General features: G+C 71.4%; 18 protein-coding genes. 9 read left to right on the top strand and 9 right to left on the bottom strand.

The window, feature by feature from the left end; all coding sequences use genetic code 11:
* Positions 1-14 precede the first annotated feature (14 nt).
* From ACZ3I4_RS09190 to ACZ3I4_RS09205, 4 genes are all read left to right on the top strand, one after another.
* Positions 15-983, top strand: a complete 969-nt coding sequence (locus tag ACZ3I4_RS09190) for a FecCD family ABC transporter permease (RefSeq protein ID WP_465381373.1) — start codon at positions 15-17, stop codon at positions 981-983.
* On the top strand, positions 980-1,741 hold the full coding sequence (locus ACZ3I4_RS09195) for an ABC transporter ATP-binding protein (protein ID WP_465381374.1): 762 nt from the start codon (positions 980-982) through the stop codon (positions 1,739-1,741). Before ACZ3I4_RS09190 ends, ACZ3I4_RS09195 begins: the two co-directional genes overlap by 4 nt.
* Positions 1,742-2,528: 787 nt before the next feature.
* On the top strand, positions 2,529-4,964 hold the full coding sequence (locus tag ACZ3I4_RS09200) for a transglycosylase domain-containing protein (protein ID WP_465381375.1): 2,436 nt from the start codon (positions 2,529-2,531) through the stop codon (positions 4,962-4,964).
* Positions 4,965-5,089: 125 nt separating this feature from the next.
* Positions 5,090-6,541 carry a GGDEF domain-containing protein gene (locus ACZ3I4_RS09205; RefSeq protein WP_465381376.1) on the top strand — a complete coding sequence of 484 codons (1,452 nt, stop codon included), beginning with the start codon at positions 5,090-5,092 and terminating at the stop codon, positions 6,539-6,541.
* On the opposite strand, the gene lexA is transcribed toward ACZ3I4_RS09205, so the two are convergent.
* From lexA to ACZ3I4_RS09225, 4 genes are all read right to left on the bottom strand, one after another.
* Positions 6,538-7,179, bottom strand: a complete 642-nt coding sequence (gene lexA, locus ACZ3I4_RS09210; protein ID WP_465381377.1) for a transcriptional repressor LexA — start codon at positions 7,177-7,179, stop codon at positions 6,538-6,540. The two genes, ACZ3I4_RS09205 and lexA, sit on opposite strands and share 4 nt — an antisense overlap.
* A 47-nt stretch (positions 7,180-7,226) precedes the next feature.
* Positions 7,227-7,919 (bottom strand): ANTAR domain-containing protein, encoded by a 693-nt coding sequence (locus ACZ3I4_RS09215; protein WP_465381378.1) that lies wholly within the window; start codon positions 7,917-7,919, stop codon positions 7,227-7,229.
* A gap of 17 nt (positions 7,920-7,936) precedes the next feature.
* The gene (locus ACZ3I4_RS09220; RefSeq protein WP_465381379.1) at positions 7,937-8,731 is read right to left on the bottom strand and encodes a SigB/SigF/SigG family RNA polymerase sigma factor; all 795 of its coding nucleotides are present in this window, start codon (positions 8,729-8,731) and stop codon (positions 7,937-7,939) included.
* Between the two features lie 183 nt (positions 8,732-8,914).
* Positions 8,915-9,616, bottom strand: a complete 702-nt coding sequence (locus ACZ3I4_RS09225) for an ANTAR domain-containing protein (protein WP_465381380.1) — start codon at positions 9,614-9,616, stop codon at positions 8,915-8,917.
* A gap of 368 nt (positions 9,617-9,984) precedes the next feature.
* Here ACZ3I4_RS09225 and ACZ3I4_RS09230 point away from each other — a divergent pair, with 368 nt between their 5' ends.
* On the top strand, positions 9,985-11,343 hold the full coding sequence (locus ACZ3I4_RS09230) for a DUF1996 domain-containing protein (RefSeq protein ID WP_465381381.1): 1,359 nt from the start codon (positions 9,985-9,987) through the stop codon (positions 11,341-11,343).
* Positions 11,344-11,470: 127 nt separating this feature from the next.
* Positions 11,471-12,934: a diguanylate cyclase domain-containing protein gene (locus tag ACZ3I4_RS09235; protein WP_465381382.1), complete on the top strand. Its 1,464-nt coding sequence runs from the start codon at positions 11,471-11,473 to the stop codon at positions 12,932-12,934.
* On the opposite strand, the gene ACZ3I4_RS09240 is transcribed toward ACZ3I4_RS09235, so the two are convergent.
* Genes ACZ3I4_RS09240 through ACZ3I4_RS09250 form a run of 3 tightly spaced genes read right to left on the bottom strand, consistent with a single transcriptional unit; the run spans position 12,911 to position 18,064 of the window.
* A complete protein-coding gene (locus ACZ3I4_RS09240; protein WP_465381383.1) occupies positions 12,911-14,209 on the bottom strand; it encodes a cytochrome P450 in 1,299 nt (432 codons plus the stop codon). The genes ACZ3I4_RS09235 and ACZ3I4_RS09240 overlap by 24 nt on opposite strands.
* Positions 14,210-14,234: 25 nt before the next feature.
* Positions 14,235-17,387, bottom strand: coding sequence for a helicase HerA domain-containing protein (locus ACZ3I4_RS09245; RefSeq protein WP_465381384.1), 3,153 nt, complete (start codon positions 17,385-17,387; stop codon positions 14,235-14,237).
* Entirely contained in the window at positions 17,387-18,064 is a 678-nt protein-coding gene (locus ACZ3I4_RS09250) for a hypothetical protein (protein ID WP_465381385.1), read from the bottom strand. The genes ACZ3I4_RS09245 and ACZ3I4_RS09250 overlap by 1 nt, the downstream gene beginning before the upstream one ends.
* 653 nt (positions 18,065-18,717) lie before the next feature.
* Here ACZ3I4_RS09250 and ACZ3I4_RS09255 point away from each other — a divergent pair.
* Positions 18,718-22,641, top strand: a complete 3,924-nt coding sequence (locus ACZ3I4_RS09255; protein ID WP_465381386.1) for a WD40 repeat domain-containing protein — start codon at positions 18,718-18,720, stop codon at positions 22,639-22,641.
* On the opposite strand, the gene ACZ3I4_RS09260 is transcribed toward ACZ3I4_RS09255, so the two are convergent.
* A complete protein-coding gene (locus tag ACZ3I4_RS09260; protein ID WP_465381387.1) occupies positions 22,638-23,372 on the bottom strand; it encodes a lysostaphin resistance A-like protein in 735 nt (244 codons plus the stop codon). The genes ACZ3I4_RS09255 and ACZ3I4_RS09260 overlap by 4 nt on opposite strands.
* A gap of 29 nt (positions 23,373-23,401) precedes the next feature.
* The gene (locus ACZ3I4_RS09265) at positions 23,402-24,244 is read right to left on the bottom strand and encodes a helix-turn-helix transcriptional regulator (RefSeq protein ID WP_465381388.1); all 843 of its coding nucleotides are present in this window, start codon (positions 24,242-24,244) and stop codon (positions 23,402-23,404) included.
* A 103-nt stretch (positions 24,245-24,347) separates the two neighbouring features.
* Here ACZ3I4_RS09265 and ACZ3I4_RS09270 point away from each other — a divergent pair, with 103 nt between their 5' ends.
* Together ACZ3I4_RS09270 and ACZ3I4_RS09275 are read left to right on the top strand one after the other, a co-directional pair.
* The gene (locus ACZ3I4_RS09270) at positions 24,348-25,346 is read left to right on the top strand and encodes an aldo/keto reductase (RefSeq protein ID WP_465381389.1); all 999 of its coding nucleotides are present in this window, start codon (positions 24,348-24,350) and stop codon (positions 25,344-25,346) included.
* A 265-nt stretch (positions 25,347-25,611) separates the two neighbouring features.
* Positions 25,612-26,208, top strand: coding sequence for an RICIN domain-containing protein (locus tag ACZ3I4_RS09275; RefSeq protein WP_465381390.1), 597 nt, complete (start codon positions 25,612-25,614; stop codon positions 26,206-26,208).
* The last annotated feature ends 33 nt before the right edge of the window (positions 26,209-26,241 follow it).

Genomic DNA, 26,241 nt, shown 5'->3' on the forward strand with positions numbered 1-26,241 from the left:
GGATCGTCCTGGCGGTGGCTGTGCTCGGACTGAGCATCGCCACCGCCGTCACCATCGGCGTGGCCGACCTGTCTGTGGGCGAGGTGCTCCGGTCGGTGGCGGCCCACCTCGGGTTCCCCGTACGCCCCCTGCCCCCGCTGGCCGACAGCATCGTGTGGGACCTGCGCATGCCCCGCGTGCTGCTGGCCGCCCTCGTCGGAGCCGGCCTGGCCGTGTGCGGGGCCGTGCTGCAGGCGCTGACCCGCAACCCGCTGGCCGACCCGTACCTGCTCGGCATCTCGGCCGGCGCCTCCACCGGCGCGGTCGCCGTGCTCGTGCTGGGCCTGGGCGGCGGGGCCGTGGCGCTGTCGGCGGGCGCGTTCGCCGGCAGCGCCGCCGCGTTCGCCGTCGCCCTGCTGCTCGCGGGCCACCGCTGGACCCAGCCCTCCCGGATCCTGCTCGCCGGCGTGGCCACGGCCCAGCTCTTCAGCGCCCTCACCAGCCTGGTGATGATCGCCGCGGCGAGCCCGGACAGCACCCGCTCCACCCTGTTCTGGCTGCTCGGCTCGCTGACCGCCGCCTCGTGGCCGTCGGTCGCCCTGTGCGCGGCGCTGTGCGGGGCCGTGCTGCTCGTCTGCTGGGCCTGCGCCCCCGCGCTGGACGCCTTCTCGTTCGGCGCCGACGTGGCCCAGTCGCTCGGGTTCTCCCCCGCCCGCGTCCGGGCACTGCTGTTCACCGCGACCGCCCTGCTGGCCGCCGTGCTCGTCGCGGCGAGCGGCGCGATCGGTTTCGTCGGCCTCACCGTCCCCCATCTCGTACGCCGTCTCACCGGCTCGCGCCACCGCCGGCTGCTGCCGATGAGCGCTGTGGCCGGGGCCGTCCTGCTGGTGTGGGCCGACACCGCCGCGCGCACCGCCTTCGCCCCGCAGGAACTGCCCGTCGGTGTCGTCACGGCGCTGCTGGGCGTGCCGGTGTTCGCCCTGTTGTTCCGGAGAACCCGATGAAGCTCTCGGCCGTCGACATCTCGCAACGCCTGCCCTTCCTCGACCACATCACCTTCGACGCCTCATCCGGCAGCATCGTGGGCCTGCTCGGCCCCAACGGCTCGGGCAAGTCGACCCTGCTGCGCACCCTGGCCGGCCTGAACCGCCCGGAGGACGGCCGGGTGCTGCTCGACGGGGCCACCCCGCCGCGGCGAACCTTCGCCCGCCACGTGGCCGTGGTGCTGCAGCACACTCCCGACGACGCCGACATGACCGTCGCCGACGTGGTGCTGCTGGGCCGCATCCCCCACCGGGCCCGCCTGGCCGCGGTCACCGCCGCCGACCTGGCGCTCGTCGCGGACGCCCTGACCCGGGTCGGCCTGACCGGCTGGCAGGGGCGCGCGTGGCCCACCCTCTCGGGCGGCGAACGCCAGCGGGTCGCCATCGCCCGGGCGCTGGCCCAGCAGCCCGACGTGCTGCTGCTCGACGAGCCCACCAACCACCTGGACATCCGGCACCGGTTCGCCCTGCTGGAGGAGCTGACCCGCCTGCCGGTCACGGTGGTCGCCGCCCTCCACGACCTGGATCTGGCCGCGCAGTACTGCGACCGGATCGTCCTGCTGGACGCCGGCCGGATCGTCGGCATCGGTCCACCCGCATCGGTGCTCACCCCGTCCCGGATCGCTGCGGTGTTCGGCGTGGCCGCCGAGGTGACACATGATGCCGCGGGCCGCCTCCGGGTGCTGCTGACCTGTGGACAACGCCTGGCCTGTGGATAACTCGGGGTCCGGCACCGGCGACGGCCTATGGTGAGCGCGCCGCTGTTCAAGGGTGGGGGTTACCCCCGGAAGGGTGGGCCGCGCATGGGAAACAGTCGGATACGCACCACGGCAGGGCCTTCGTCGGTTACTTCCTTTTTCACGAAACCGGCGACGCGCCGACCAGCGCCTCAAACTAAATCCAACCCTGTTTGTCCGGTTACGGCCGTTTTGGTGGACTTAAGGGGGCCGAAAGGCGGACCCGAGCGCCAGTGTGGCGCTTACCACTCCCGATACGCGAGCGCGCCGTCCCCCCGACCCGCGGACATCATGATTGCCGAGGCCAGGCCCCCTTTACGAGACCCCGCGCAAAGCCCCGCCCGGCCCTCATCCGAGCGCGACGACGACAATCCGCACCGACCGGCCATCGACCGCTCCCGAACCCTCACCGGCCCCGGAACCGCAGCTGACCGGCTTGGCCACGACCGCGTCGCGGAACCACAAGGATGAATCTCTCCCCCCGGACAGACGCCGCTCACCCTTACCATGGCTTCCCGAAGCTCGGCATCATCAAGCGCGCGACTTATTGTCCGGTCTTGACAAAGTCGTGTAGTAAAGAGATCCACTTCAGCGACGACGAGGACAGATGAACCCCTACGGCGATCCGCAGTCTGCGAGCGCCCGGGCCAGCGTGCCCGGTTCCGGCTCGGCCCCCGTGCGGGGCAGTGCCAGCCCTGTTCCCGCAGGCGGCCGGGCATCCGTGGGCTCGGCCTCGGTGGGCGCTCGCGCCTCCGTGGGGTCGGCGTCCGTGGGAGCGGCGCCGGTGGGCGGGCGCGCGTCGGTCGGCGCGGCCCCCGTCGGGGCGGCACCCGTCGCCGGCAAGAGCGCGAGCGGCGCCGTGGCCCGCGCCGCGGTGCGGCCCAAGCCCGCGGGTGCGGAACCCCCGCGCGCCAAGGACAAGAAGGCTCTCAAGAAGCGCCGCCGCACCAACCTGCTCACCGTGGCCGCGGCCGTGCTCGTCATCCTGCTCGGCGCGGGCGTGGTCGGCGGGGCCTACTTCTTCGACGACGTGAAGTTCACCGAGCCCAAGGCCGAGGACCAGGTCACCCAGATCTTCGCGGCCGACAACAAGACGCAGATCGCGACCATCGGCAACTCGACCCGCCAGCAGGTGCCGTACGCGAGCATCAACCCGGTCATCGGCCAGGCGGTCATGGCGGCCGAGGACAAGAACTTCCTCGACCACAACGGCATCGACATGAAGGGCATCGCCCGCGCGGCCTGGAACAACTTCACCGGCGGCGATCAGCAGGGCGCCTCGACGATCACCCAGCAGTACGCGCGGCACGCCGCCGAGCTCAAGGAGATCAGCTACAACCGCAAGCTTCGCGAGGCCGTGATCGCCCGCAAGATGGAGGACCAGTACTCCAAGGGCGAGATCCTCGGCCGCTATCTGAACTCGGTGTATTTCGGGCGCGGCGCCTACGGCATCGAGGCCGCCGTGAAGGCGTACTTCGGCCCGAGCCGGTCGGTGCTGACCCCGCCCGGCCAGAAGGGCGCGATCACCGCCGCCGAGGCCGCGGTCATCGCCTCGGTGATCAAGCAGCCCGAGCCGTCCGCGACGCATCAGGGCTACGACCCGCAGAAGAACCCCACCGACGCGAAGATCCGGTGGGACTACACGATCAACAACATGCTCGAAAAGGGCTGGATCAAGACGAAGCCGGCCGCGTATCCGACCGTCGCGAAGTTCGACCCGGACGCGTGCCGCACGTCCTGCGGCAACAACAAGGCCACCGGCAAGATCGTCAAGTACGTCAAGCAGGAGCTGCGTGCCATGGGCATCAGCGACGAGAAGCAGAAGAGCGGCGGCCTGCGGATCACCACCACGATCAACCCGGGCGTGCAGGCGGCAGCCGAGACCGCCGCCATGCGCACCAGCAAGAAGTCTCCGCTGCGCAAGCTCGACGCGTCGTACAAGACCGCGCTCGTCGCCATCGACCCGGCCAACGGCCACGTGATGGGCTACTACGGCGGCCCGGACGGTGTGGGCTGGGACTACGCGGGCCCGAACTACAACGACGACGGCGACTTCATCGGCGGCGGACGCCCGCCGGGCTCGTCCTTCAAGATTTACACGCTGCTGGCCGCGCTGAGCGACGGCTACGGCTTCAACACGACGTGGGACTCCGAGGCCAAGAAGGTCGGCGGCGACGCGATCAACAACTCGAGCCGCACGAACTTCTCGTGTGACAAGCGGCGCTGCCCGCTCGACGAGGCGACCATCCAGTCGTACAACTTCCCCTTCTACCACCTGGCCGCGGCGCTCGGCCCCGACAAGGTGGCCGAGGCGGCACACAAGGCCGGCATCCAGTACATCTCCAGCCCGACCAAGATCGGCGCCCGGGTCGACCTCACCAAGACCAAGGGCGACGAGCTCAAGCAGTACGGCAACGAGATCGGCTACGGCCAGTACGCGATCACCGCGCTCGACCACGCGAACGGCGTGGCCACGCTGGCCAACGAGGGGCGCTACATCAAGGCGCACTTCGTGAAGTCGGTGGCCGAGCGGGACGAGAAGACCGGCAAGTTCAAGACGGTCCACACCGAGCGGGTCAAGTTCACCCAGGCCTTCGACCCGGGCGTAGTCGCCTCGATCGACACCGTGCTGCAGAAGATCCCGGGCAAGAACGGTCAGAACCTGCGCAGCGGCTACCACGCGATCGGCAAGTCCGGCACCTGGGAGTACAAGGACGGCAAGAGCGGCCAGAACGGCGACGCCTGGTGGGTGGGTGGCACCCCCCATCTGGCCGCCACGGTCTGGATCGGCCGCGAGAAGCAGGTCAAGAACCAGATGCAGCTTCTGCCGATCTACAAGCCGAACAGCAAGAAGGGCATGACCGGCGGCTCGACCCCGGGCGACACCTGGAAGGTCTTCATGGACCTGGCCAACAAGGCCCTGGACGCCGAGAAGACCGATTTCCCGCCGGACGTGCAGGTCGGCGACCCGAACAAGAAGGGCAACGGCCTCGACCCGCTGCCCGAGCCCCCGGACAACGGCTGCATCCTGGGCGGCACCGTCTGCCCGCCGGGTGTCGACCCCAACAACCCGGGCGGCACGGTCACCCCGCCGATCAACGGGCCGGGCAACCCCGGCAACGGAGTCCCCGGCGGCACCGGAGCCGGCAACGGCGGGAACGGCAACGGCAACGGCAACGGCGGCAATGGGAACGGCCGCAACTAGCATGTTTAGTCACGTACGGCAACAGAGCAATCCCAGATAGTGACCGGGGACTCATAGCTTCGTCCAGGCTGCCGAAGTGATCCGCGACGACGTTTGCGACCACTTCACGGACGGGCTCTCACGTTGTGAACACGAAAGCCGGGGCTGAGCGCAAGGCCTGGCCGGCGTTCGCCGCGGTGATCGTGGCGGCCGTCGTGGTCTATGTGGCCGCGCCCGCGGGCGCGGCCATCGAGACCGGCTTCCAGGCCGGCATCCAGGCCTCGATCCTCACGGGCCTGCTTGCCGGGCTGCGGCGGGTGCCGGCCGGCGACCGGGCGCCGTGGCTGTTCTTCGCGCTCGGCCTGCTCTGCACGACGCTGGCCACCCTGCCCTTCCCGGAAGGTGCCGAGCCGGGCCCGGCCGACTGGCTCTTCCTGGCCTTCTATCCGGCGATGGCGACCGGTCTGGCCCTGATGATCCGGCAGACGCGCCGGCGCACCGACTGGGCCGCCCTGGTCGACGCGCTCACCGTCACCTCCGGCATCGGGCTGATCGCCTGGTCGTACGCGATCGCGCCGGTCTTGCGTGACGGCACCACGGCGACGGTGATCCGGCTCGTCTCGGCCGCGTACCCGATCGCCGATCTGGTGCTGCTGACGATGACGATCCTGCTGGCCCGCAGTAACGGGCGGGAGGGCCGCCGGGCGCCGGTGATGGTCGCGGTCGCGATCGGCGGCTATCTGGCCGGGGACTGCGCCTGGGTCGTGCTACGCACGGTCAACGAGGCCTGGGCCGATTCCTGGTTCACGGCCCGGCTGATCAACGCCGACTACCTGCTGTCCCTGCTCCTGCTGACCCTGGCCGTCCTCTGGCCGCGGGTGCGGGGCGAGGGCGACGGCGCCGGCGCGGCCCACCAGCTGAGCCGGCGACAGCTGGCCGTGCTCACGCTGGCCATGCTGATGTCGCCCGCTCTGCTGATCACGCAGGACCTGACCGGCGGCATCGTCGACGGGCTGGCGATCGGGATCGGCTCGGCGATCATGTTCCTGCTCGTCATGGTTCGCTTCACCCAGCTGCTCAAGCAGGCCGAACGGCAGGGCCGGCTGGTGCGCGAGCTGTCCCGCCGCGACGAGCTGACCGGGCTGCCCAACCGGCGGGTCTGGGCCGAGGAGTTCCCGGGTTTCCTGCGCAAGGCCTCGGTCGACCGGATTTCCGTCGTCGTCGGCATGGTGGATCTCGACCACTTCAAGGCCTTCAACGACACGTACGGGCATCCGGCCGGCGACCGCCTGCTCAAGGCGGCCGCGCAGGCCTGGTCGGGTCAGCTGCGCGCGTACGACCTGCTGGCCCGCTACGGCGGCGAGGAGTTCATCCTGCTGCTGACCGGCTTGTCGCTGCCGGAGGCGGCGGCCGTGCTCGAGCGGCTGCGCCCGGTGACGCCGGAGGGCCAGACCTTCTCGGCCGGCCTGGCCGAGTGGGACTTCGAGGAGACCGCCGACGAGCTGGTCGCCCGGGCCGACTCGGCCCTGTACGCCGCCAAGGCCGCCGGCCGCGACCGGATCTGCACGGCGCAGCAGCCGACGGGTGTAAAGGGCTAAGTACGGCGGAGGACCGAGACCACCTTGCCGAGGACCACGGCCCGGTCACCGTCGATGTTCTCGTACGCCCGGTTGCGCGGCTCGAGCACGACGTGGCCTCCACGACGGCGGTAGACCTTCACGGTCGCCTCCTCGTCGATCATGGCGGCCACGATGTCGCCGTTGTACGCCTCGTGTCCCTGCTTGACCACGACGATGTCGCCGTCGCAGATCGCCGCGTCGATCATCGAGTCGCCCCGCACTCGCAGGCCGAACAGGTTGCCCCGGCCGACCAGGTCGCGCGGCAGCGGCAGCACCTCGTCGGAGTTCTGCTCGGCCAGGATCGGCGTGCCGGCCGCGATGTCGCCCAGCACCGGCACCCCGACGGTCGACTCGGCGCGCTGATGCGGCACCGGCTGCAGGAACATGCGTACGTCGATGGGCCTGGTCGCCCGCCCCCGGCGCAGGAACCCGGCCTCCTCGAGCGCGCGCAGGTGCCGGCCGACCGACGACGTCGAGGCGAGGCCGATCGCGTCGGCGATCTCGCGGGTGGACGGCGAATACCCGTACCGCCGGGCCCAGTCCTGAATGACGGTGAGGATCTGCCGCTGTCGTTCGGTCAGCGTCGACGTGTCGTAGTAGTCCTCATCCATCAGCACCCAGTGATCTTGCGGCACCCCGGTCCCCGGGTCACGCAGGCGCGCCGTCAGCGGGGCTGGGAGGCCTGGGCGACCAGGGCGGCCGCTACCTCCCGCAGCTTGCGGTTGGCGTGCTGGGAGAGCTTGCTCAGCCGGGCGAACGCCTCGTCGGGCGTGCAGTGCTGTTCGGCCATGATGATGCCCTTGGCCTGCTCGATGGTGGCCCGGTGCTCCATCGCCTCGCGCATCTGGCGGGCCAGGGTGGCCGTCGAGTCGTACGACTGGGCGTTGGCCAGTGCGACCGCGGCGTACCCGGCGAAGGTCTGCCCGACCGTGATCGCATGGTCGTCGAACGCGGCCTCGCGCAGGGCGTAGAAATTCAGCGAGCCGGTCACCGCCTCCTGCACCGGCAGGCCGATCGACAGCAGGCTGCGCGCGCCCGCGTCGACCGCCCGGCTGATGTATCCCGGCCAGCGCTCCTCGCGGGTGGCGTCGGGAATGGAGAGGGTCACGGTGGAGGCGGCCGCCTCGAGACAGGGACCGCCCTCGTTCTCGTACTGCCACTCGTCGAGCATCTTGGCGAGATCGCCGGTGTAGGCGGCGCTGCCGGCGCTCTTGGCGCCGACAAGGGTTACCGAGGCCTCGTCGGCGCCGACCGCATCCCGGGCGAGCGTGGCCACCCGCAACAGCACCTGGTCGAGCGGCACTTCACTCAACCGGATGCGTCCGAGCTCGGCCAGCGCCGCCTGGGAATCGGTCATTCCCCTAAGGTATCGCCCTACCCGTCCATCTGCGCGCGCAGCTTGCCCAGGGCCTGGGTGAGCAGCCGCGAGACGTGCATCTGCGAGATTCCGGTCCGTTCGGCGATCGCGGACTGGGTGAGCTCGCCGTAGAAGCGCAGAATCACGATGGTGCGCTCACGCTCGGTCAGGGTGTCCATGGCGGGCGGCAGCGCCGCGCCGAACTCGGCCAGCGCATATCCGCGGTCCTCGCCACCGAGGGTGTCACCCAGCGTCAGGTCTTCCCTATCCCGTACGGGGGAACTCAGCGAATCGGGACGGTAGGCGTGGCCCGCCTCGAGCGCCTCGAGGATCTCCTCCTCGCCCACGCCCAGGTAGGCCGAGATGTCGGCGACCGTGGCGGCGCGGGTGAGCCTGTTCTCCAGTTCGGTGCGGGCGTGCCCGATGGCCATCCGCAGCTCCTGGAGCCGGCGCGGGATGCGCAGCGTCCACGAGCGGTCCCGGAAGTAGCGCTTGATCTCACCGAGGACGGTGGGAATGGCGTATCCGGTGAAGTCGACGCCCCGGGTGGCGTCGAAGCCGTCGATCGCCTTGATCAGGCCGATCGTGGCCGTCTGGAGCAGGTCGTCGAACGGCTCGCCGCGGTTGGCATAACGCCGGGTGAGGCGTTGCGCCATCGGCAGCCAGGCCTCGATCGCCTGCTTGCGCAGGGCGGGCCGGTCGGGGTGGTCCTCCGGCAGGGCTGCCAGCGCCTCGATGAGCGCGGTCGCGCGCCTGTCCTCGTCCGTCACCTCGAACGTGCGTCGTCCAGCCGGTCGGGTGGTTACGGTCACGGTGTCTCCTTCGCCAGCGCATCCCGTGTGGTTCGCGACGTGCGGCAGACACCAGCAAAAGGCGCGTCGAACCGCGACGGCGTAACCGCACGTCGAGAGTCGGCGCCTTCTTGACCGATAGCCCGGACGGTACCCGAACGAGCAGGGGTATGCCAGCCGAAAGGACGAGTCGGCGTCAGCCGGTCAGCCGGAAGGGTTGCGGCTGATGTCGGCGACGACGGCCGCCGCGACGTCGCGCACCTTGCGGTTGCTGTCCTGCGAAACCTTGGTCAGATAGCCGAACGCCTCGTCGGCCGTGCACCGCCGCTGGGCCATGATCACGCCCTTGGCCTGCTCGATCACGGCGCGGCTGCCCATCGCCTCCTGCAGCTGTGAGGCGAGCAACACGGCGCTGTAGAACAGGTGCGCATTGGCCACGATGACCGACGCATAAGCCGCAAAGGTCTCCGCCCGTACGGTCTCCTCGTCGCCGAACGCATGCGGCGGGCCGCCGTAGATGTTCAGCGCGCCGGTCAGCCCGGCCGTGATGGGCAGCCCGATCGACAGCACGCTGCCGGCCCCGGCCGACGCCGCGCGGGGCGCCCAGGGGCCCCACCGGTCGTCCACGCCGGTGTCCGGGGCCGAGACCGTGACCAGCTCGGTCGCGGCCTGCAGGCATGGTCCACGGCGCTGCTCGTACTGCAGCAGGTCGAGCCGGAGCGCCAGGTCCGCGGTGGAGGCCGCGGTGTACGCGCCGGCCTCACCGATCAGGGTGATGGAGATCGCCTCGGCGGTTCGTATCGCTTCGCGGGCGAGCGCGGCCACGCGTTCGAGGAGGCCGGCCAGGTTCGTGTCCTCGAATCGGACCTGTCCCAGCAACGCGAAGGCGTTCGGGTCGTGCGTCATGGATGTCGAACAGTCCTTGCAGCGGAGCGGGCCGCGGCGGCGGCCTGTACGGGCGGGTGGACGGGATCGGAAAAGACCGGAGAGTCCCGTTTTGCGCCGCTGCTTGACGCAGGACGGCCGGTCCTCGAGCGAGGCCGACCGCAGGGACCGATATTACCCACCGGATCGAAGTGGTCGCACACCTACCTCCGGATCGCCACTCAGCATCCCTCGTCGCCGCTCGTCGCTACTCAGGGAAAGCGCTTCCCGGGAATCAGTGCTCGTTTCCGCACATGGCGGTGATCAGCGAGCGTCAATGTTGAGAGAGCGCTTCCCCGGCATTGATACTCCGGGGCACCCCTTCCCCCTCTCCCCCCGAAGGGAGCGTCATGCGTTCATCCCCACGAATCCGCGTTCTGCTGGCGGCCACTCTCGCCGCGGCCGCGGGCATCCTCGCCGCCCCGCCCGGTCCGGCCCGCGCCGCCACCGTGACCGTGCAGGCCGAGGCGTACGCCGCGCAGTCCGGCGCCCAGGCCGAACCGACCGCCGACACCGGCGGCGGGCAGAACCTCGCCTACCTGGCCGAAGGCGACTGGCTGCGGTACGACGGCGTCGACCTCGGCCCGGCCGGTTCGCTCACCGTCTCGGTCCGGGTCGCCTCGGCTGTCGGCACCGGCCGGATCGAGCTGCGCACCGGCTCGGCCACCGGGCCGCTGCTGACCCAGTTCGCGATCACGTCGACCGGCGGCTGGCAGGCCTGGACCACCCTGACCGCGACCGCCGCCTCGCACCCGACCGGCGCCCAGACCGTGTTCGCGGTGCTGCGCAACACCACCGGCGGTGACTTCGTGAACGTCAACTGGTTCTCATTCGGGTCCGGCAGCACCGGCGGCGGCGACGGCTGGGTGCCGGTCGACGCCGCGACCTGGAACGCCCAGCTGGCCGAGTTCCGGGCGCTGACCCCACGGCCCGTGCCGGCCAACTCGGTGCGCGTGCCCGAATTCAACGCGACCTGCGCCTACAGCCACTCCCGGCCGGACGACCCGATCATCTTCCCGGGCATGCCGGGCGCCTCCCACATGCACACCTTCCTCGGCAACAAGAGCACCGACGCGTACGCCACCACGCGCACCCTGCTGGCCAACGCGGGCACCACCTGCCGCCCGTCGCCCGACCTGTCCGCGTACTGGATCCCCAGCCTGTACGAGAACGACCGGGCGATCGAACCCAAGGACGTGGTCGTCTACTACGGCTCCCGCCTGACCGACCCGTCGGCCACGGTGCCCTTCCCCCAGGGCTTCCGCATGATCGCCGGCGACGCCCGTCTGCAGACCCCGACGCCCGCGGGCTCGGTCAACGCGTTCTACTGCGCCGGCCCCGGCGGCGAGATCGGCCGCAGCTCCGACGGCAACTGGCCGGTCTGCGCCCCCACCGCCGTGCTGATGTTCCACCTGGTCTTCCAGGACTGCTGGGACGGCCGCAACCTGGACAGCCCCACCCACAAGGCGCACGTGTCCTACAGCTACGACGGCGCCTGCCGCGGCGACTACCCGGTGGCCATCCCCAACCTGTCCTTCCTCATCTCCTACCCCACCAGCGGCAGCCCGGCCGGTTTCCGCCTGGCCTCCGGCATGGCCTCGTCGATGCACGGCGACGCCTTCATGGCCTGGGACAACCGGGCCCAGTCGGAGCGGGTCAAGAACTGCCTGACCCAGAAGGCCAAGTGCAACACCAACGGCGACTTCTAGGTTTGTGAGGGCGGCGCTCCCCGGAGCGCCGCCCGTCGCTCAGTAGGTGGCGGCCGGAATTGCTCAACCCGGGGCGCCGGCGACCGATTCGGGTTCCTGTCGAGACAACGGCAGGGGGTACGCGGTGATGAGGTGGCGGTTCGCTGCCTGGCAGGTGTACCTGACCGTGTGCGCCGCGGCTGCCGTGGTCTATTACGCCTTCCCGCTCGAATGGGTGCAGGCAGCCATCGTCGCCGGGGTCGGCCTGTCGGCGGCCGTGGCCATCGTGGCCGGGGTGCGGCGTCACCGGCCGGCCGTCCGGTGGCCCTGGTATCTCATGGCGGCCGCGCGGGCCTGTTTCGCTCTGGCCGAGGTGGCGTACTGGATTCAGCACTTCACGACGGGCGGGGACGTCTTCCCCTCGTACGTGGACCTGCTGTACCTGAGTTTCGCGGTGATGCTGGCGATCTCGGTGGTCGGGCTGGTGCGGGCCCGCCGCCCCGGACGCGACCTGCCCGGTCTGATCGACGCGCTCGTCCTCTCGACCGGCGCGGCCATGCTGGCCTGGGTGTTCCTGATCGTGCCGTACGTGCGGGCCGAGGATCTGAGCCCGCTCGCCCGGGCCGTCTCCCTGGCCTACCCGATCACCGATCTGCTGGTCCTGGCCGTGCTCTCGCGGCTGGTCACCGGCAAGGGCGACCGGCCGCCGTCCTTCCGGCTGCTCGTCGCGAGCATCGTCGCGCTGCTCTACGCCGACATCGGTTACGCGCTGCTCGAGCTCAGCATCGGCTACCAGGCCGGCAACATCGTCGACCTGGGCTGGATCGCCATGCAGGCGCTGGGCGGGGCCGCGGCGCTGCACCCCTCGGTGGGTCTGCTGTCGCGCAAGAGCACGCCGTCGGCCGAGGGCCCAGCCCCGCGCCACCGGGTCGCCGCCCTCGCCGTGGCCAGCCTGATGGCCCCGGCCGTGCTGGCGATCGAGTGGATGCGCGGGATGCCGATCGACGTGCCGGTCATCGTGGCCGGCTGCACCATCCTGTTCCTGCTGGTCATCGCCCGCCTCAACGGTCTGGTGCACTTGCTGGCCAAGGCGCTGCGCGCGGTCGAGGAGCAGGCCACCACCGACCAGCTGACCGGTCTGGCCAACCGCCGCCGCTTCCACGACCGGTGGGCGTCCGCGATCGGCGAGTCGGTCGGCCCGACCGCGCTGCTCTACATCGACCTCGACGGCTTCAAGCCGGTCAACGACACGTTCGGCCACGAGGCGGGTGACGCGGTGCTGGTCGCGGTGGCCGCGCGGATCAGCGCCAACGTGCGTACGGGAGACGTGGTGGCCCGTCTGGGCGGCGACGAGTTCGCGGTGATCCTGCCGTGGACCGACGACGAGACGGCCAAGACGGTCGCCGGGCGCATCCTGGAGGCGCTGTCCCGGCCCTTCGACACCCCGAGCCGCCCGGTCTACATCGGCGCGAGCATCGGCGTCATCACCGCCTGCTCGGGCGCCAGCCCGGACGCCGAGCTGCGCCGGGCCGACACGGCCATGTACGTCGCCAAGAACAACGGCCGCAACCGCGTCCACCACGACGATCTAACGGCGGCGCACGACCGCTAGGCCGCCCCGGGCCGGGGCCACCGCGATGCCGCGGTTGTGCGAGCGTTCCGGGGCGGCGGTGGTGGGTTCGAGGACGAAGTCGCGCAGGATCGTGCGCAGGACGACGCGCATCTCGAGCCCGGCGAACGCGGCCCCGATGCAGCGGCGCACCCCGCCGCCGAAAGGAATCCAGCCGTACGTGTCGGCGCGCGCGCCGGCGAACCGGTCCGGGTCGAAGCGTCCCGGTTCGGGAAAGAGCGACTCGTTCTCGTGCAGCAGGGCGATGCAGGCGGTGACCACCGTGCCCCGGGGCAGGTTCCAGCGTCCGATCCGCAGCGACTCGGCCCGCACCTGCCGCGACGTCATCTCGATGACCGGCCGCACCCGCTGCACCTCGGTGATCGTCGCGTCGATCAGGTCGTCGCCGCCGGTCGCCAGCCGCTCGAGGATCTCCGGATGCCGCCGCAGCCGCTCGACGGCCCAGGCCAGCGTCGTGGCCGTGGTCTCGTGACCGGCCGTGAGCAGGGTCAGCAACTGGTCGGCGATCTGGCTGCGGCTCATCGGCGACCCGTCGTCGTAGCGGGCCTGCACCAGCATGGCCAGCACGTCGTCCCGCTCGGCCAGCCGCGGATCGGCCGCCGCCCGCTCGACCAGCACATCGACGATCTCGTCGTACCGCCTGCGGTGCCGCTCGAACCGCGCCCCCGGCCCGTGCCCGCCCAGATCGAGCCGCAGCACCGGCAGCACGGCCAGCACCGACCCCAGCTTGACCGCCTTGGGCAGCAACCCGCGCAACTCGTCGAGCTCGGCCCCGTCCGCCCCGAAAACCGCCCGCAGGATCACATTGAGCGTGATGCGCATCGTCGACGGCATCACCGGAAACTCCGGTCCCACCGGCCACGACGCCGTCTCGCGCCGCGTCTCGGCCTCGATGATTTCCTCGTACGCCTTCAACCGGCGCCCGTGAAACGGCGGCGTCAGCAGCTTGCGCTGCCGGCGGTGCTCCTCCCCCGAGATCGCGAAGAACGACCCGGGCCCGAGCACCGACCCCAGGTTGGCGTCGGGCGTGTCGGCCAGATCCGGACCGGTCAGGAACAGCTCCCGCACCTCGGCCGGATCGGCCAGCATCACCATGCGCCCGAGGTTGAGCGACTCCACGGTGAACGCCGACCCGTACCGCCGCCGGAGCCTCTGCATCGTCCCGCGCCGCGACACCGCGAACTTGAGAGCCTGCACGAGCCTGTGGTTGTCCGGCCCGTCCGGAAGGACCGCGCCGGGAACCGTCGCCGCTGTCATCCCCTCACCGTACGTTCACACCCGGTCAAGGGATAGGCATCCCCCGATGCCGGCTCCGTCGGTCCGCGGCACGCGCCAGCACCTCCTCGGTCGTGAGCGGGCTGCGCGGGTGGTAGCTCAGGCACAGCGGCGCCCTCAGCTTGACGAACGGACCGCCCTCGACGGTCGCGTAGAACTGGCCCGCCTTGAGCCGCGCCACGTCGGCGATGCTGCTGCCCTTGGCCCGGGCCATGTCCTGCGCGGCCGTGATCTGGGCCGGGCTGTTGAGCAGGCCGAAGAACTGGGTCGCCGCGTTGCCCGGGATCCGGTTGTGCAGGGCTTTGGGCGCCTGAGTCGCGAAGATCAGCCCGAGGCCGTACTTGCGGGCCTGGGAGGCGAGCGCGAGGGTGCTCTGCGTGCAGGCCGTCATGGTGCCCGACGGCGCCAGCGTCTGGGCCTCGTCCATCACGAACAGCCCGCCCAGCGGCCGGTCGCCCGCCGGGTTCCGCTTGATCCACGCGAACAGCGCGATCTGCAGCTGGTTGACGAAGTTCTGCCGCTGCTGGTCGTCGGGCAGCCCCACGAAGCTGATCACCGACACCCGGGCGCGGAAGCCCTCGGACGGGGTCAGCAGCTCGCCCGGGTCCATGGCCGCGCCCCGCCCGCCGAACATCGGGTCGTTGACCATCGCCGCGGTGAGCAGCTGGGCCATGTGGCCGGCCAGCTTGGTCGCCTCGTCGAGCAGGCTGACCCCCTCGGGCAGCGCGTTGAGCATGCCGATGAAGCCGCGCAGGTCGCTGCCGCCCGCCCGCGCATAGCTCATCATCGCCTCGCGCAGCACAGCCCGCCCCAGCACCGCCTTGTCCGTCTTGCCGTCCACGCGGGCATGCGGCGCGAGCGCGGCCACCGCGGAGTCGATGCCGGCCGCGAACGCGTCCGGGTCATCCAGAATGTCGGCGAACTCGGGCAGCGGCTGAAAGCTGATCGGGCGCCCGCTGTCCCGGTTCGGCGTCCAGACCACGACCTCGGTCGACCGCAGATATTCCCCGGCGCGCGCGGCCTCCTCGTCGTCCCACGACTCCGGCCGCTCCGGCCAGGGGTCTCCGAGGCGGGCGAGGTCATTGTTGGGGTCGAGCACGATCGTCGACACCCCGCGCAGGGCGCATTCCTCGACGATGCGGCGGATCAGAACCGTCTTGCCCGACCCGGACCCCGCGAAGATGGCCGTGTGCCGGCGCATCGCCTCCAGGTCGATGGTCACCGCCTCGCCCCCGTCCACCGGGAAGCCCAGCGGCAGCGAACCACCCGCGGGAGCCGCCGACGGAACCGCGGCCGGAGCCTCGATCGTCCCCAGCGCCTGCTGGAGAAGCCCGATCTCGGCGGTCGGCCGCCGCTCGCGGAACCAGGGCAGCAGACGCTCCGACCCGAACTTGTCGAGCAGGTCGGCCAGTGCCCGCAGACGCCTGATGTCATCGTCGATGAACGGCAGCACCACGCCGCCGGCCTCGGTGAAGTCCTTCACGACCTCGCGCGTGCGGGCGCCCTGCGACCACGGGTGAACGTCGAGGTTGCGCAGCAGGAAGAGGCGGCGCTTGGTGACTCCCGCGGTCAGCCCGGCCGTGGTGACCGCGTTGCGGATCCGGTTGAGCACGGCGATGTGGTGAACGGCGCACATGCCCCGGAACGCCCAGTGCTCCTCGTCCTCGGACTCGGCGTCGAGGTCGTCCCCGGTGAGGCTCAGCCGTAGCCGGGCGTGCAGGGCCGGCTTGCCCCCGGCGTGCGGGTCGACGCTGAACGCGTCCCCGTCGGCGCCGCGCTCCCCGATCCACGCCGTGAGGCCGGCGGTGAGCAGTAACGGAACCTCGACATCCTCGGTGGTCTGATCGACCGCGGGCCGGGTATCGGCGTGCTCGAGGAACTGCGCGTACTGCTCGTCGATCGGCGCGAGGCTCTCCGCCGTGGGCTCGGGATCGAGCATCGGCGTCACCACCGGCACGGTGTTCTCCGCCTCCGGATCCAGCTTGTGCAGCTCGGAGACGGCCTCGGCGCGCAGGCAGGCCCGCACGTGGCTGTCGATGACGCGAAGCAGCTCGCGGGGCGTGTAGTCGGGGGCGTCCTCGAAGGCCTCGGGCCGGACCGGCCACGTCGGGTACGGCGGCGTGAACCCGGCGTCCTCGAAGGGCTGCGCGAAACGCTTCGCGATCAGCTCGCGACCGATCTCGGCCGTCGGGATCTTGCGCAACGTCGAGGCTTCCCGGAATCTGTCCTGGACCGTGTCGGTCGCCTGCGTGGTGATCTCGGTCCAGGTATTGGGCAGACAGGCCACGACCGACAGTGATCGGCGGGTGGTCTCCCGCAGTGACATCAGACCGCCCGCGACCTGCTCCAGCAACAGCGCGTGCTGCCACCCGACGGCCCCGTCGCCCTGGGCGTTGGTCGCCTTGGTGGACTGCGCGACCAGCAGATCGATCTGGTCGACCGCGATCACGGTGGGTCCGGTGAGGGCCAGCAGCCGCGAGATGTCGCGCACGACCTCCTGGGCCGATCGCTTGCCCCGTCGCATGCCCCAGGCGGCCCGCTGACCGGGCTCCTCCTCGTCGTTGGAGCACAGGAACTGGAAACCGATGTCCTGGGACGCGGAGTTGCCGCTGGCGAACAGCACCAGGGCCCGCGCGGTGTCCTGGCTCTCCATGCCGATCTGGCGGTGGTGCTTGCGGAGCAGATCGATGAACGCGTCGAGGGAGGGACGGGTCACCTCCGCGTCACCGAAGACGGCACGGTGCACGCCGCGGGTGGCGCCGACCGCGGTGCCGAGCCGCCGCAGGAACGTCGTCAGCTGGCTTTCGCCCGAGGCGGTGGGCCGGGCGAAGCCGTCCAGGATCGACAACGCCGCGCTGCGCCAGAACGCGCTGGTCTCGAGCAGGCTGATCAGGAAGAAATAGCCGCCCGCACTCTGCACCTGCGCACGTACCGCGCCGAGCAGATGTGTCTTCCCGCTGCCGCGCTGACCGAGAATCGCCACGCCGATCGGGCTCGACTCGCTGCTGCGCTCGGCCTCGTCGACGCCGTCGAGCACCATGCGCACCACGGCGTGATGCAGACCGTCCACGTGGAAGGGGGCCGACCGCCACACGTCGTCGGGCGTGGGAGCCCAGTTGAACCTCAGGGCGGCCAGGGCGCGACGCTGGTCGTCGTCCATCAGCGGCCGACGGCGAGAAGGTGCACGTCCTGGTTTCCGATGCGGACCGCCGCGGATCGTTGGCCGGCCGTGAGGACCTTCTGATTCGACTCCGGAATCAACGTCACGTCGGATTCGCGGCCGAGGCGCCGCAGGGCCTCGTCGACGCTCGACCTGTCCGCGTCGCCCACGGCCTGCCGGACGTCCTCGAGCATGACCCAGGCGCCGCGCTCGGGCGCGAGCCCGGCGTAGGCCTTGCGGATACGCGAGTCCAGTTCGCCGTCGGCGGATTCGCCGCGCGGAGCCGGGCTCGGGGCGGCCGCGTGCGAGCCGGCCCGGGTCGCGTCGGCCGCGAAGAACTCGGCGGCCGAGAGACTGTGGGTCTCGAAGTGCTGCCGGAGCACGCCGAGCAGCAGATAAAGCGTCCCGCCGAGAGCGCCGGCCCGCTCCGGAACCGGCTCGGAAAGCTCCTCGATGGCCCGCCCCCAGCCCGCCTCGGTCAGCTCCAGAGTGAGATAGGGAGCCTCGGGCCTTTCCTTCAGCGTGATCAATTTCCAGTCGACCAGCTGATTTCGATAGGGCGTCTTCTTGAGGCTGATCTTCGCGCCCTCCAGGAAACGATTCTCCAGCGGCCCCGCTTTGATCATTAAAGCGAGCAGGGCAGCCCGCTGCGCGACGGTGAGTTCCTTTTCGGGCATGCGGCCGACCTCCTGAAACGCACGACCGCGCCGCCGGGACGCCCGGGGCGTCACGGCTGGAAACGGATCATCGAATTACCGAGTTGGGCCCGATTGTGCCGACGCCGCGCGGGCGGCGCAAGGTGCCCGAACAAGCCGCCAAAATCCGACAAAGCGCATGGTGGATCTTTATATTTGCAGCTCAGCGAGCAGAGCGGAAAGAATGGCGCGGCCCGGCGAATTGATCATCCGAATGGTCGTTGCGATCCGGCTAATCACCGTGCAGCATTGCCGCAGAGCGGGGCCCCGGCCCGGCTCCTTTCCCGCTTTCCGCGCGCCCATCCTCGCCGCCTGATGGGGGTCCGATGTCCGTGTCGCCCGCACACCACACGCCGTCCCCACCACACCGGAACGCCCCGGCGTGCCGTTGATCCCGATAGGCGCCAAGACGGAGTCGTGGGGGGGGGGGGGGGGGGGGGGGGGGGGGGGGGGGGGGGGGGGGGGGGGGGGGGGGGGGGGGGGGGGGGGGGGGGGGGGCGCCCCCCCCCCCCGCCCCCCCCCCCCCGCACCCCCCGGGGGGCCGTTTGACCCCTTGCGCCCCCACGCGGGAGGGGGGGGGGGGGGCGCGCCCCCCCCCCCCCCACGACGAAACGCCGCTGGGCGCCGGGTTCGTGGTGGATCAGACGTTGATCGTCTCCAGCGAGCGGGTGGCTTTCACCGACGGCGAGCTGCGCGAGTTGTGGGTGGCGTTCCCGCAGGCCCTGCACGTCCCGCCGACCGTACGGCGCAAGGTGCGGGCCTGCCGGCTCAACGGCCGTGCGGAGAACCGCCTCGACATCGTCCTGCTGGAGCTCGACGAGCCCGTGCCCGCCTCGGTCGCCCCGGCCCGGTTGCGCCTGCCCTCGACCCAGGGACTGCTCGGACGGCAATGGCGCGCCTACGGCTTCCCACCCGGAAGCGGCGGCGGCCTCCGGAGTGCCGGCACGATCGGTGACAGCGGCGGGTACGGCCTGGTGCGGCTGTCCACGCCGGCCGGGGACGCCGGCGTGACCCGCGGATTCAGCGGCGCGGCCCTCTGGTCCTCCGACTATCAGGCGGTGGTCGGACTGGTCGTCGGCGCGGAATCGGGTCAGGCGCTCATGCTGGCCTACGCCGACGAGCACGTGCCGGGCCTGAAACTGTCGGCGCTCGACGACTGGCGGCTGGAGGACGCCGACGAGCCCGCCCTGGCCGCGTGGGGCTGGGCCCTCGAGACCGACGACGAGGCCCGGCGGCACTGGCTGCCACGCGCCCGTGGGGTGGCGAGCGGCGCCGAGCGGGGCTCGCGGTTCCGGGGCCGGGGCGCGGCGCTGCGGCACATCCGGGCATTCCTCGACCGCGCGGACGCGACGGGCCGTCCCCTGGTGGTCACCGGCTCGCCCGGCGTGGGCAAGTCGGCCGTGCTGGGCCGGATCGTCACGACGGCCGACCCGGGGGTGGTCGCCGCGTTGCCGCCGGAGGACGCGGCCGAACGGGCCACGACCGGGTCGGTGGCCTGTGCCGTGCACGCGAAGGGCAAGTCCGCGCTGGAGATCGCCGAGGAGATCGCCCGCGGCGCCGGGGTCCGGCTGCCCCAGGCCACCGTCGACCTCGTGCCGGCCCTGCGGGCCCGCCTCCAGGCCCGGCCCCGCCGCTTCAACCTGGTCGTGGACGCCCTGGACGAGGTCGTCACCCCGGCCGACGCCCGCGCCCTGGTCGAGGACGTGCTGGTGCCGCTCGCCCGCGAGTGTGCCGAGCTCGGCGCGCAGGTGGTGGTCGGCACCCGGCGGGCCGACGACTCCGGCGACCTGCTGGGCGGGTTCGGCGAGGACGCCGAGTTGGTCGACCTGGACGCCCCGGCCTTCTTCTCGGCCGAAGATCTCGCGGGTTATGCCCAGGCCACCCTGCAACTCGCGGGCGGCACCACCTACGCCGATCCGGCCGTCGCCGAGCCCGTCGCGCGCCGGATCGCCGAGCTGGCCGGCCGCAACTTCCTGGTCGCCGGGCTGGTGGCGCGGACCCGGGCCCTGCGCGACGTGGAACCGGTCGACCCGGCGCGGGTCTCGTTCACGGCCACGGTCGGGGACGCCCTCAACGAGTACGTCCACGACCTGCCCGCAGCGGGCGGCGCACCGGCCGGACTGGCGCTCACGGCTCTCGCGTACGCGGAAACGCCTGGTCTGCCCCTGAATCTGTGGCAGCTGGCCATGCAAGCGCTGGGCGCGGAGGTCACGGACGGACAGCTGCGTGACTTCGCGAGGTCGTCGGCGGCGAACTTCCTCGTGGAGAGCGGCGATCCGGAGCAGCCCACGTACCGGCTGTTCCACCAGGCCCTCAACGACGCGTTGCTGAGCAGCCGGGAGGACGCCGGGCGGCGGCGCGACGACGAACGGCGGCTCGTCGGGGCCTGGCTCGGGCTCGGTCGCGCGGACGGCTGGGGCGAGGCGCCGGACTATCTGCTCCGGTCGCTGCCCGCGCACGCGGCGCGGGCCCGGCTGATCGACGAGCTGCTGACCGACGACGGCTATCTGCTGCACGCCCGCCTCGAACGACTGCTGCCGCATGCCGAGGCGGCCCGAACGGAGGCCGGCCGGGCCCGGAAGCTGCTGCTCCAGCGCGCCCCGGTGGCGGTCACGGCCGAGCCGGAGGAACGGGCGGCCCAGTTCTCGGTCGTCGACCGGCTCGACGATCTCGGCGCCGGCGTCAGCACCTTCGACGCCCGGTACCGGGCCCGCTGGGCGCACACGCCTCCGCGGCTCGAGCGCACCGTTCTCGAGGGGCACTCGCTGGCGGTGCACGACGTGTGCGCGATCGTCGTGGACGGCCGCAGCCTGCTGGCGTCGGGCGGCGAGGACGGCACGGTCCGGCTCTGGGATCCGATCACCAACCAGACCGTCCGCTCCTTCGCCTGTCACGACGACTGCATCCGGAGTCTGAGCGCCGTCCGGGCCGACGGCGTCACGCTGCTCGCGACCGCGGGTCACGACGGCACCATCGGCGTCTGGGATCCGCGCTCGGGGACCCGCCGGCACACGTTCGTGGGGCACGACGACTGGATCCGCAACCTGTGCTCGGTGCCGACGCCCGCCGGCGACCTGCTCGTGTCGGCCGGCGACGATCGGACCGTACGGATCTGGGACGTCGCCTCCGGGACGCCGGTGCGCACGCTGAGAGGCCACTCCGGGTGGGTGACCGCCGTGACGCACGTGCCGGTCCCGCAGTCGTACGGCGTCCTGGCCTCCAGCGGCTTCGACGGCTACGTGCGGCTGTGGGATCCGCTGACCGGCGGGTCGCGGAGCGTGCTGCGCGGCCACAAGGGCTGGGTGACCACGCTCTATCCGGTCGTGACCGACCAGGGGACGCTGCTCGCCTCCGGCGGCTACGACGGCACGGTCCGGCTGTGGGACCCGGTCGACGGCCGGCCGGTCGCGACGCTGAGCCCCGGGTCCGGGCCGATCACCGACATCTGCACGATCCGGTCCGGCAAGAACTGCATCCTCGCGGTCACCGGGGAGGACGGCACGGTCCGGCTGTGGGACGTCGAGACGGGCGCCGAGCGGCGCGGGCTGCGCGGGCACGCGAGCTGGGTCCGGGCCGTCTGCGAGCTGCCGGTGAGCGGGCGCAGCCTGCTGGCCACCGCGGGCGACGACGGCACAGTGCGGGTCTGGGACCCGACCGGCGATCTGCCCAAGGCACTCCGGGAAAGCGAGTTGCCCGGCCTCGTCGCCGACGTCTGCGCGGTGCGGCGGGGCGACGAGACGCTGGTCGCGACGGCCGGGGGCGACGGCTCGATCCGGCTCTGGGATCTGGAGAGCGGCGAGGCCCGCGACGAGCTGGGATCGCACTTCGGGCCGGTCAACGCGCTGTGCGAGGTCGAGTCGTGGGTGGTGTCGGCCGGTGAGGACGGGCAGGTGCACCTGTGGGACGTCGACGGCCACGAGCCGCCCGAGCCGTTCCTGGCCCACGAGGAGCCGGTCGAGGCGGTCTGTGTGGTCGACCGGGAAGGCGAGCCGGTCATGGCGTCGGCCGGGGACGACATGACCGTACGGCTGTGGGAACCGCAGACCACCCGGCCGGTCGACGGGCTGATCGGCCACCGGAACTGGGTGACCTCGCTGACCACGGTCGTCCGGGACGGGCGTCAGGCGCTCGCCTCGGCCGACAAGAACGGTGTCGTCCGGCTGTGGGACGGCGACGGCCACCGGCTGTGGGAGCAGAACCACCACAACGACGGGGTGAACGCTCTCTGCGCCCTCGATCTGCCGGACCGGCAGGTGGTGGTGTCGGCCGGGATCGACTGCACCATCCGGCTGTGGGACCTGGCCGACGGCCGTCCGGTGCGGGTCCTGACCGGGCACACCGCCGAGGTCACGGGCATCACGCCGGCGGTGATCGGCGGGCGGGTGGTGCTGGTGTCGTGCGGGCTCGACCGGACCGTACGGGTGTGGGATCCGCGGCTCGGCAAGTCGCTGCTGGTGATCCCGGTCTATCACCGGGCGCTGACCTGCCGGCAGATCGACGACCACCTGATTGTCGGCCTCGACCGCGGTCTGCTGGCCCTGACCCTCGACGGTCTCTAAGCGAAGCTCGTGGAGGCCAGGCCGGCCGCGACCAGCAGGCCCAGGCCGTTGGTGGCCCAGTGCAGGGCGGCCGCGGCCAGCAGGCTTCCGCTTCGGCGGCGCAACTCGCACAAGAGCAGGCCGGACACCGCGGTGAAGGCGACCGCTCCCGCGACGGCCAGGATGCGGCCGGTGGTGCCCGCTCCGACGGCGGCGCCGACGGCCTGGTTGGCCGAGTTCAGGCGCAGCGACGGGAGGATGTGCCACAGGCCGAACAGGATCGACGAGGTCAGGCTGGCCCAGACGGCGCCGCGGTGGCGGTTGACCAGGCCCATCAGCACGCCGCGGAAGGCGATCTCCTCGAGCAGCACCGTGCCCAGCGGGACGATGATGAAGGCGGCCATCAGGGCGGCGCCGGGGTGCAGGTGGTAGCGGACGTCGTGGAACGCGGGGCGGGTCCACGGGAGGGCGACACCGATGGCGTAGACGACCGCGACGGCCAGGATCGCGCCGATCGCGTATTTCAGACCGGGCACGAGCGTACGGCGGGAAAGCCCTAAATCATGCCAGGTGAGACCGGCTCGGCGGGCGAGGAGCACCAGGATCACCGCGACGAGCGGGCCGGCCACCAAGCCGGTGTGGCGGGGACCGAACTTGTCGGCGACGTTGACCGCGGCCAGGATCGGGACGACCGCGGCGAGCAGCAGAAACAGCCGGCGACGGGACGGTGGGGCAGCGGGACTGTGCGGCATGACCGGGGAAGCGTACCCGGATGCGGCCGTCATACTCCGGCGTTGAACTCCTGCAGGCCCAGCACCCGCAACAGCTCGTAGCGCTCGCGTGACGGCGCGTCGGCCGGTGTGAGCACGAGCAGGATCTGCCGTTGATCGGGGGTCACCAGGGTCTCGCAGTCCATGACCAGGGGACCCACCCGCGGATCATGGAAGGTCTTGCGGTCGGCGCGCCGCACCGCGACCTCGTGCTCGGCCCAGCGGCGGCGGAATTCGTCACTTTCGGCGGACAGGCGGGCGATCAGCCGTACGACGTCCGCGTCGGCATGCCGGCGGCCGGCGACCGCGCGCAGGTCGGCCACTGTCGCCCGGGTCAGATGATCGTGCTCTTCGGGCGGGTGCACGGCCCGGGTCGCCGGGTCGGTGAACCAGCGGTACACGTGGTAGCGGCGATCCCCGGTGTGCCGGGTCTGGTCGCCCGACAGCAACAGCGAACCCCGGCTCTGCGCGAGGATCTCCCCCAGGTCGGACAGCACGAGCGCCGTGGTGTCGCCGAGCAGATCCAGCATCCGTACGAGACCGGAGCGGGCCAGCCGGGCGGTGCCGTCGGCCGGCGGGGGCTGGTGGCCGGCCAGATGGAACAGGTGCTCGCGTTCGTCGTCGGAGAGCCTCAGCGCGCGGGCCAGCGCCCCCAGCATCTGGGTCGACGGCTGGCTGCTGCGGCCCTGCTCGAGGCGTACGACATAGTCCGACGACATGCCGGCGAGCATCGCCACCTCTTCGCGGCGCAGGCCGGCCGTGCGGCGGCGGGGCCCGTCGGCCAGGCCCACCTCGGCCGGGCGGATGGCCTCGCGGCGGCGGCGCAGGAAGTCGGCCAACTCGTCACGCTGCATGAACCCATCCTCGCCCGCACGCCCGGCGGCTATCCAGGGAGCGCCCCTCCCACGATAAGCGCTCCGCTTTCGCCGGCGCGGCGACCGGCGCAGGGTGGGATCCATGCAGACACGAAACTTGGGCAGCAACGGTCCGGCCGTCTCGGCGCTCGGCCTGGGCGCGATGGGCATGTCGAGCGGCGTCTACGGCCACCCGGAACGCGAGGAAAGCATCGCGACCGTGCACGCGGCGCTGGACGCGGGCATCACCCTGATCGACACCGGCGACTTCTACGGCATGGGCCACAACGAGATGCTGCTGGCCGAGGCGTTGCGCGGCCGCCCCCGCGACAGCTACCAGCTCAGTGTGAAGTTCGGCGCGCTGCGCGGCCCCGACCACTCGTGGGGCGGCTCCGACGGGCGCCCGGCCGCGGTCAAGAACTTCCTGGCCTACTCGCTGAGCCGGCTCGGCACCGACTACATCGACATCTACCGCCCCGCGCGCCTCGACCCCGCCGTCCCGATCGAGGACACGGTCGGCGCCGTCAAAGAGATGATCGACGCCGGTTTCGTACGCCACATCGGCCTCTCCGAGGTCAACGCGGAGACGATCCGGCGGGCTCGCGCGGTGCACCCGATCGCCGACCTGCAGATCGAGTACTCGCTGATCTCGCGGGCCGTGGAGGACGAGATCCTGCCCGTGCTGCGCGAGCTGGGGATCGGGATGACCGCGTACGGGGTGCTCAGCCGGGGCCTGATCTCGGGCCACTGGGACGCCTCCCGGGCCGGCCAGGCCGGTGACTTCCGCGGCATGACCCCGCGGTTCTCGGCCGAGAACGTCGGCCACAACCTGTCCCTGGTCGAGGCCCTGCGCCGGGTGGCCGAGGCGAAGGACTGCACGGTGGCCCAGCTGGCCATCGCGTGGGTGGCCGCGCAGGGCAACGACATCGTCCCGCTGGTCGGGGCGCGTACGCGGGAACGCCTGTCCGAGGCCCTGCCCGCCCTCGACCTGACCTTGACCGCCGACGACCTGGCCGAGATCGAGAAGGCCGTCCCACCCGGCGCGGCCCGCGGCGACCGCTACCCCACCGCGATGATGGGCACCCTCGGCACGGGCAACTGAGTTCGCGGGCGCCGGCGGCTCACCGGGAGCAGGGCCCGGCAAAGTCGTCGGGGTCGAGACGGTCGTCGTTCATGCCGCGGAAGTAGCGCGTCTCGTGCAGGTCGGTTGGCGTCTCCGCTCGATGTGCGTTGCCTGCGTAGACCTGTGCGCGCTGCGCTGACACCAGGGCCGGACTCCCGGATAAAGCTGAGGCACAGACTCGCACGGTTCGCCGTGTAGTCATGACACGGGAGGATTTATGCACATCAGGAAAACGCTAGCGGCGGTGACCGCCGTCCTGACCGGTGTCCTGCTGGTGTTGGCGGCTCCCACGGCCGCGCCCGCGAAAGCCGTGGTCGCGAGGGCCGTGGTCGCGGCCGGCGACGACTTCATTGCTGGGGCTGATTGGCCGGGAACTCAGTTCCTCGGCATCTATTACCTGCGGAACGCGGGCGCTCAGAAGTGTCTGGACGCTCCTGAGAACCGCGGTGGGGCGAACAACTCGCCGGTTGATCTCTGGGACTGCAACAACGGCGCACCGCTGCGCTGGAAGCTCTTGTACAACCGGGAGTTCGACTATCCATACTGGCTCGAGAGCATTCGTTTCAGCAATAAGTGCTTGGACTATCCGGCGTCCTCCGGCGGCGCCAACGGCAAGCGGTACAACGTCTACGAATGCATGTACAGCACCGGTCAAAGGTTCCGCGTCTCCGGTTACAACGCGCAGGTCGGCGGTCGGCTGCTCGCCGTACAACTGGGCGGCCCGAACAACCACATGGACGCGTTCGCCAACGGGGGCACCGGGAACGGCCGGCCGGTCGGCAACTGGGCCTGGACAGGGCATGCCCTACAGCACTGGCACTTCGACGCAGTGGAGTATTAGTGAGTGTTTCTGAGGGTGGCCGGACGGCGTGTC

The sequence above is a fragment of the Actinoplanes sp. NPDC021490 genome (genome assembly GCF_055562135.1).